The organism is Kribbella sp. NPDC050124 (assembly GCF_044460355.1).
In the GTDB taxonomy this organism is placed as follows: Bacteria; Actinomycetota; Actinomycetes; order Propionibacteriales; family Kribbellaceae; genus Kribbella.
Genome location: NZ_JBITJU010000019.1, coordinates 182622 through 189419 on the forward strand (window position 1 = coordinate 182622; position 6798 = coordinate 189419).

6 protein-coding genes and 1 pseudogene are annotated in these 6798 nt (G+C 67.2%); 1 reads left to right on the forward strand and 6 read right to left on the reverse strand.

Annotated elements, in window-relative coordinates; all coding sequences use genetic code 11:
• Positions 1–76: 76 nt before the first annotated feature.
• Complete coding sequence (locus ACIBL3_RS33850; RefSeq protein WP_396357887.1) at positions 77–1261, reverse strand: hypothetical protein; 1185 nt, start codon at positions 1259–1261, stop codon at positions 77–79.
• Positions 1254–1763, reverse strand: a complete 510-nt coding sequence (locus tag ACIBL3_RS33855) for a SigE family RNA polymerase sigma factor (RefSeq protein ID WP_396357888.1) — start codon at positions 1761–1763, stop codon at positions 1254–1256. Before ACIBL3_RS33855 ends, ACIBL3_RS33850 begins: the two co-directional genes overlap by 8 nt.
• Before the next feature lie 605 nt (positions 1764–2368).
• Here ACIBL3_RS33855 and ACIBL3_RS33860 point away from each other — a divergent pair.
• A complete protein-coding gene (locus ACIBL3_RS33860) occupies positions 2369–2596 on the forward strand; it encodes a hypothetical protein (RefSeq protein WP_396357889.1) in 228 nt (75 codons plus the stop codon).
• Between the two features lie 108 nt (positions 2597–2704).
• On the opposite strand, the gene ACIBL3_RS33865 is transcribed toward ACIBL3_RS33860, so the two are convergent.
• The 4 genes and pseudogenes from ACIBL3_RS33865 to ACIBL3_RS33880 form a co-directional block, all read right to left on the reverse strand.
• On the reverse strand, positions 2705–3541 hold the full coding sequence (locus ACIBL3_RS33865) for a trypsin-like serine protease (RefSeq protein WP_396357890.1): 837 nt from the start codon (positions 3539–3541) through the stop codon (positions 2705–2707).
• A 562-nt stretch (positions 3542–4103) separates the two neighbouring features.
• Positions 4104–4707, reverse strand: a pseudogene (locus ACIBL3_RS33870) (glutaminase).
• Between the two features lie 260 nt (positions 4708–4967).
• Positions 4968–5336, reverse strand: a complete 369-nt coding sequence (locus ACIBL3_RS33875) for an STAS/SEC14 domain-containing protein (protein WP_396357891.1) — start codon at positions 5334–5336, stop codon at positions 4968–4970.
• 237 nt (positions 5337–5573) lie between these two features.
• The gene (locus ACIBL3_RS33880) at positions 5574–6338 is read right to left on the reverse strand and encodes a SulP family inorganic anion transporter (protein ID WP_396357892.1); all 765 of its coding nucleotides are present in this window, start codon (positions 6336–6338) and stop codon (positions 5574–5576) included.
• Between the last annotated feature and the right edge of the window lie 460 nt (positions 6339–6798).

Below are 6798 nucleotides of genomic sequence, written 5' to 3' on the forward strand. Positions count from 1 at the left end.
ATGTGCAACGTCCGCTCATGCCGCGGACAGCGTGCGCTGCGGCCATCCGGAACTGCCGCAGATCCGCTCGGCGGTCTTAGCGGCCGGGCGGGCCGCAGGCTTCCACCACGGGCATGGAGCCCGACCAGAGCGTGATCGGCGGCTGCGCGAAGAGCGGTGCGCAGTTGGCTCGGGTTAGTTGTCGTTTGCCATCTGCGCCGACAATGCCGTTGCCGAAGCACCAGTCGTAGTACACGTAGGCCTCCGCGAGGGGGCTGTTGGTCTCCTCGCTGGTCGCGAAGAAGCGCAGCGCGATGGCGCGGTCGCCGTACATGTCCTGCACGCAGTTCTCGGGCCGATCGGGCCCGCCTCCGGTGGGGGCGTCGTGGATCGCAGCGACCAGGTTACGGGCGGCCTGGCCGGTGATCCTGTGCGATCCATCGAGACCGGCGCGGCCGTTCATCGTGGCTCGGCTGTTGATGCGTGAGTACTCGCAAATTGCCACCGCGGCTACCTCGTCGGCAGCGGGAATCGGGGAGCCGCTGGGTGCTGCGAACCGTTCGCCCTGCGCCGGAGAGTCGGTCTCGCAGCCCAGGCTTGTGATCTCTACGTGCTTCACGGAGGAGAGCACGGCGCCGCCTAGGGAGGGGTCATCTGGTGGGGCAAGCACACTGATCTGGACGTCGTCGACCGTGGTCCGGGTCAATCGCCAGTCGCGATATTGCCACTGCCCGTCCTTGCGGTCGGGGTAGTCGAGGTCGGGCCGGGCCTCGTCGAGCTTGATGTAGGGCTGCCACCAGGCGAAGGGGAGGTCGCCAAACGCGGGGTCGGGGTCGCCGGGTTCCGGCTTGCGGGAGCAACCGATAGAGGGCACAACGCGGGCGGGGACACCCACCATGACGTAGGGGGCGTTGGGGACGTCGCGGGCCCAGGGGTCTGTCGGATTGCGGGGGTTGATGCAGTCGGGACGCGCTGCCCCGTAGTCGTAGTTCCAGGCTGCCGGCGCCTTCACTTCGACGTTGCGGTAGCTTACCCAGCGCCATTCGCGGTGCGCCCACCCAGTCGTCGGTGAGCCGCTCGGCGGAGCGGACGGGTTGTCGTGTCCGCTGATCACAAGCGGGGCGAGGAGTAGCGCGACCGCGACCGCGGCGGCAGCGGTTAGGCTGATCAGCCAGCGCCGCCTGACCGGGTGAAGGACCTCGGGCGCACCCGGAGGCGCTTCGATTGCATGGGTGGCCAGCGCGGTCCGGAACGCCCGCTCTTCACGTTCGAACTCACTCATCCTCGGCTCCAGTGGTCAGGCGCCCGCGCAGTGTCGTGAGCGCACGGTGGACATGGGATCGCGCGGTCGGCTCGGCGCAGTCCAGGACGTCGGCAATGTCTGCGTAGGACAGGTCCTCGTAGAACCGCAGGACGACAGCGGCACGCTGCAGCGGCGGGAGCTCGGCGCACAGTTGCCAGGCCACCTCCGCATCGGCGGCATCCGGACCCGGCTGCATCGCTCCACTCTGTGGCTCCGCCATGGGGACAAGCCGGTGCAGCTTGCGCCACCGTGAGACCGCGCCGTTCGCGATGGACCGGCGCAGGTAGGCATCGTGACTACCCTTCGCCACCAACGCCTCCCACCGTGGCCATGCCCCTGCCAGCGCCTCCTGCACCAGGTCCGCACACTCAGCGCGATCGCCTGTCAGCAGATAGGCGAAGCGCTGAAGTGACGGCCCACGCGCGGCGACGTACTCGGCGAAGCCGCGCGTACCTCCGCGCACGAACACCTCAGCGGGCATCTCCACACGCTACCTACGCAGCAGGCACTCATTCCGTTGCAGCGCGGTCAAGACGCTCGAGTCTGCGGATTCCATCCGCGCACAAGTAGCCGCCGAGAGTGCAGCGTGCTCGGGCACGCTAGCGGATTCCCGAACTCAGCATCCGCGCATTCGACTGTCGCAAATCAATTGGCGGACATGTGTCGCGCATCTGTCGGCGGAGGACATCGACGGAGGACAGCCCCTTGCCGAGTTGACCTCTTATGAATCAAGGCGCGCCCTCGGCGCGGGGTGGGTCGACCACGCTGACGCGATCGGCAGCCGTCCAGCGACTGAGCGCAGTGGATCCGGCCGAAGCCCTGGTGGAGCGCCGTAGGTGTTCCGGGGCCGCCCCGAAGTAGCTGGTGAGATCCGCCGGCCTGTCACCGGTGCCTGCAGAACGACCATCTGGCCCGAGCTAACACCCTTGCTAACAAGCCCATGGACGAGCATGGACCGCGTTGGGCGACGCGGCCGAACCCGACGCTCAGCCGAGCATCGGGGCACACGCGAATCCTGCTGGAGCAACCGATTGCGGGCGCTGGTCACCGGGTACTGGGGAAACGTCCCGGGACTGGAGGCTCCTCATGGGTGCTGCTATCGCGATACCGCTGATCATCGTCGTCCTGGTTGCGGTCGGCTTTGCCCTGTGGACTCTGTACATCGTCGGCCTCGAAGCGGTGACCGCCGCCAAGTCGACGCGACGCCACGGCTCGGGTGAGACCGCGGCGCACTACGAACCCACGGACCATCAACACGTCTCCACCAAGCCCCCACAGGAGTACGACCAGAGACCGACCAACCGCGCTGACTGACCCTGACACCTCCGACTGCGTCCGGCGAGTCGTCGACGCGGTTGTCGGCCTGGGCTGTCTTGCATGCGCGACCGGGCAGACCGGTGCGCTGCCGGACCGCGGGCCGCGTTACATGAACTGCTCCAGGAAGGCCCGCGCGTACGGCGTGTCGACCCGCTGGTAACCGCCGGTCGCGTTGCAGGTCAGCGAGTTCACGAAGGAAGCGTCACCGGCCACGAATCGGCCGAGGAACACCGGCCCGCCGGAGTCGCCGAAGCAGGAACCGCCGCCGGCCTTGGAGTCGCGGTCGTTGATCTGGAAGGTGACGACCTCATCCTGCACGTTCTTGAGGAACGACGTGGTGAAGCGCCGCTCCGGCACGACGATCTGCGCCTTCTTCGCGCCGATGGCAACGCCGTAGCCAACCAGGGTGAACGTCTCGTTCTTCAGCGCGCCCTGGTTGCCGTCGAGCGTGCCCACCGGAAGCAGCGGCGCCGGCGTGATGCCCGGCCACTTCGACGCGGCCGGCGCATCCAGCACCACGACACCTTGGTCGTGCTGCTTGGAGATCGACAGCTTTCCGGTCCAGCCGGGATCGGGGTGTGCGGTCCCGGTGATGTAGTTCGCCGCGCGGGCCGCTCTCTCCTGCGGGGTGATGCCCGGCGCCAGTGGGTCGAGTGGCAGGTCGGTGTTGAACGAAACGTAGACGTTGGTCGCCGGGCTCGCGGCGGTGTCGCCGGTGCAGTGGCCCGCAGTGAGTACTACCGTCGGCGAGATCAGCGTGCCCGAGCAGCGGAACCGACCCGACTCGGTAGTGAACCGGACGACACCTACGTTGGTATGCACTTCATCGCGCTGCCCCCCGGTGATCGCCGCGGCCGGCTGCGCGGTGAGCAACATGCCAGCCACAAGTGACAGAGCGCTGAGCACGCCCGCCACACGGCCGATCCGAACACGTCGCATCATGGACTCCCCTCACCCGATCACAGTCGCAGTATGGTCAGCCCCCTGCGACAGGTGCAATACCTCCGATCTCGTCACCTTGACCGCGTCCACGTCGGCGTACACCCGCACCTGTACCGAACCCGACTCCAGGCGTAACCAGCCATCACCAGTTCGGCCGGTTTCGACTTCAGTTGACTCGGATCGCCGCCGCTTCGTTCCCACGCTGTTCCCATACTGAACAGGTGTCTTGCCGGGGCGACTGCAATCCACAGACCGCCGGGTAGTCGGGTCGTCCTGTCCGCAATCGCAGTAGTCAGCCTGGGTCGGAAGTCTCTGCGGCGGTGCCCGCGTCGCGTGTGTGGTACTGGCCGGGGAACGAGACCGGTGACCTGCCGCTGCTCGATGTCCACGTCGAGGACTGACCCGCGAAGGCGGAGCGGGAAGCGCGGACGAGCTGTGTTGCCAGGGACCCATGCGACTGGCCAGGTACCCGCGTGGCGTGGCAAGCACCACGTCGGAAAATCCTGGTCAGCGTCGGGCTCCTATGGCATGGCCGTTCCACGTTGCCGCCGCGGCGGCCGGTTCACCTCTCGGGCTTCGAGGCGAACAGGCTCAGCCCGAGTCGCTTGGCCAGGAACCGTGCGACCAACTGACCCTTGACACTGTCGCCCGCGCTGTCAAGCGGTGGTGCGAACGTCCCCAACGCCCCTTTACGGGGCCACGGTGACGATGCCGCCGCCGATGCCGCTCTTGCCCGGCACCCCAACGTCGTACAGCCATTCCCCGGAGGTTTCGTACATTCCGGCCGTCGTCATCGTCGCGAGGACGTAATGGCAGATGTCGGCGCCCACGACGCGGGTGTTGGTCACGGGGTTGACACCGCCGCCGGCGAGTGTGGCTCCCATCACCGCCAGGTTCGATGCTGTGATGGTCAGCGAGCAAACCCTGGTGTACAGATCCAGCGCCTGCGTTGGATCACAGTAGAGCCGGCCGCGGCTTTCGAGCAGGTGGACGATGCCGCGGTTGCGGTGGTTGGTCGCGGAGGCGGACGCGTAGACCTCCTCGTCGAGCGGCAACGCCTCGCCGGCGAACCGCGAGAGTTCCTCGTACAGAAACTGCCATCGAGCAGCCGACGTATCGCCCGGCGCGAGGGTTGAGCGAGTCCACGGCAACCAGGCTGACGGCACACAATTTGTTCGGCCGTGCGCCGCGGGCCGCCGCAGACGCGGGGCCGTGAGTGTTCAAAGCGGCCGAGATCCGTTCCTCGTAGGCGTCGCAGAGTACTTGTTCCCGACCTGCCGTATTCCGCTGCGTTCTCCGCCGAGTGCCACCGTCGCCACGGAGGATGAGGCCGTGTCACAGACCGGAAGCCGGCAGGCGACCACACGACCTGATCAGCCGATGAGCGGTTGCTCAGATCGACGGCCTGTCGCCCGAGGCTCACCGTTCACGAGGAGCCCGCCGCCCATTCGGCTGCTTGGTCTCGCTTGTCGAGATCGAAGACCCGAGCCTCGCCCGGCACGGCCCACGCGAAGAAGCGCAGACCGTCCCGCATCCATCGGATATCGGTCACCAGCGCGATGCGCTCCCACGCATTCCAATCGTGGATGCCGAGCTTGAGGTCTTCCCAGAGGGCGCCGGGCTCCATGCCGGAGAAGGGACCAGCGAAGACCAGCACGACACGGATCTTGCTACCGCTGGCCGACGCGGACTCGAGCGCTGGGGCCAAAACCTCGGTGTAGTCCGACCTACTGAGTTCGCCGCCGGCCTCGAAGGCGAGGACGCCGGCGGGCATGCCATCGAGAGCGCGGATCATCAAGCCTCCTTGGGTGTGGAAACAACTCGCCTGCCCATCCGGCGGCATTGTCTCGCGACGCAGCCACGCCCGAATAAAGCATCGGCCGTCTCTGGTTGCGGTAGAACGGCCATGGCATCCCCAGCAGCATGGGCCCTGAGCGCGATTACGTCCTGGTCTCGACCGAGACACAGCCGTTTGTGAGAAGCCGACCAGTACGAGCGCGACGGCTGCCGCCGCCACCGTGGTGGCGTGGTCTCACATCAGGTCCAGGGGCGGAACAGTGAGCGAAGGCAGCCCCTTCGGCACGTCGCCAACGAGTGCGACACCACGGGCTTCGAGGTCGAACAGCCGGCTGGCCAGCAGACCGCCTATCCCCAGAACGAGCGCTCCGGGCACCTGCGGAGCTGCGAGCCGCAGGCCGAAGACCACGAGCAGCGCCGCCGTGCCGACGACAACCGTGACACCGTCCGCGTCACCGACGGTGCCGAGCCACGACCACAGTTCCTGCAGCGGGTTCGATCCTGTCACGTCGGTCCCCGTCAGCTTGGGCAGTTCGCCGATCACCACGTCGATCGCCGCCCCGAACAAGAAGCCGGTGACAACGGCTCGGGACAGGAACTGGGCGATCCAGCCCATTCTCAGTACAGCGACGACCAGAAACAGGACACCCGATACGAGCGTGATCCCTGCGACGAGCGAGGCCGCGTCCTGGTCGGTGGTGATGCCCGCCGCGATCACCGCACTCGCCGCAATCGCGGCGAGTCCGGAACTCGGGCCCATGGAGATCTGGCGGCTCGTGCCGAAGACGGCGTACAGGATCGCGCCGGCCGCGGCCGCATAGAGCCCGTTCTCGAGCGGGATGCCGGCGATGCCCGCATATCCGAGACTCTTCGGGACGATCAGCGCCGCAACCACCACTCTGGCCACCAGGTCGCCGCGAAGCCAGTGGCGGTCGTACGTGCGTAACTGGCGGACAAGCGGGACGAGTGTGCGGCGCCCGCCCGGCCTCGCCTCGCCCACGACGGCCTCCTCCCTCCCGGACACCGTCCTCGAGTCTGCATCTCTCCCGCAAACATCTGTCTGCGGCAACAACCCACGTCATGCGCGATGAGCCTCGGCGATCCGTCATGTCGCCTGCGCCGCTACCTGGACTGCGCCCCGGGAGCACGGGCCCATGCGCCGGTCGATCGGCACGCCCCGCTGGCGGAGTTCGACCGGATCGCCGGGCAATTCCCAGTCCGTATCAGCGTCGCTCCGTCAGAACTGCCAGACCTCCGCGGGTAGGCGACCTGCGACGCCTGCACTGATCGATTTGGCGACGCGCGGCACCACACATTGCCTGAACCAGCCACCACCGCCGCCGAATTCTGATAGGGGATTATAGGCAACGCCGTTCGGTTACGGCTGAGGTTGAAACCGCAAGAGTCGGCGTTTCGGCTGGTGAGATGGGTGCAGCCCTTGTAGGAGTAGCCGGTCCTCC

Excerpts from the sequence above, each read along its gene's own strand:
- ACIBL3_RS33850 (WP_396357887.1), bottom strand. The coding sequence starts at position 1,261 with ATGAGTGAGTTCGAACGTGAAGAGCGGGCGTTCCGGACCGCGCTGGCC.
- ACIBL3_RS33855 (WP_396357888.1), bottom strand. The coding sequence starts at position 1,763 with ATGCCCGCTGAGGTGTTCGTGCGCGGAGGTACGCGCGGCTTCGCCGAG.
- ACIBL3_RS33860 (WP_396357889.1), top strand. The coding sequence starts at position 2,369 with ATGGGTGCTGCTATCGCGATACCGCTGATCATCGTCGTCCTGGTTGCG.
- ACIBL3_RS33865 (WP_396357890.1), bottom strand. The coding sequence starts at position 3,541 with ATGATGCGACGTGTTCGGATCGGCCGTGTGGCGGGCGTGCTCAGCGCT.
- ACIBL3_RS33875 (WP_396357891.1), bottom strand. The coding sequence starts at position 5,336 with ATGATCCGCGCTCTCGATGGCATGCCCGCCGGCGTCCTCGCCTTCGAG.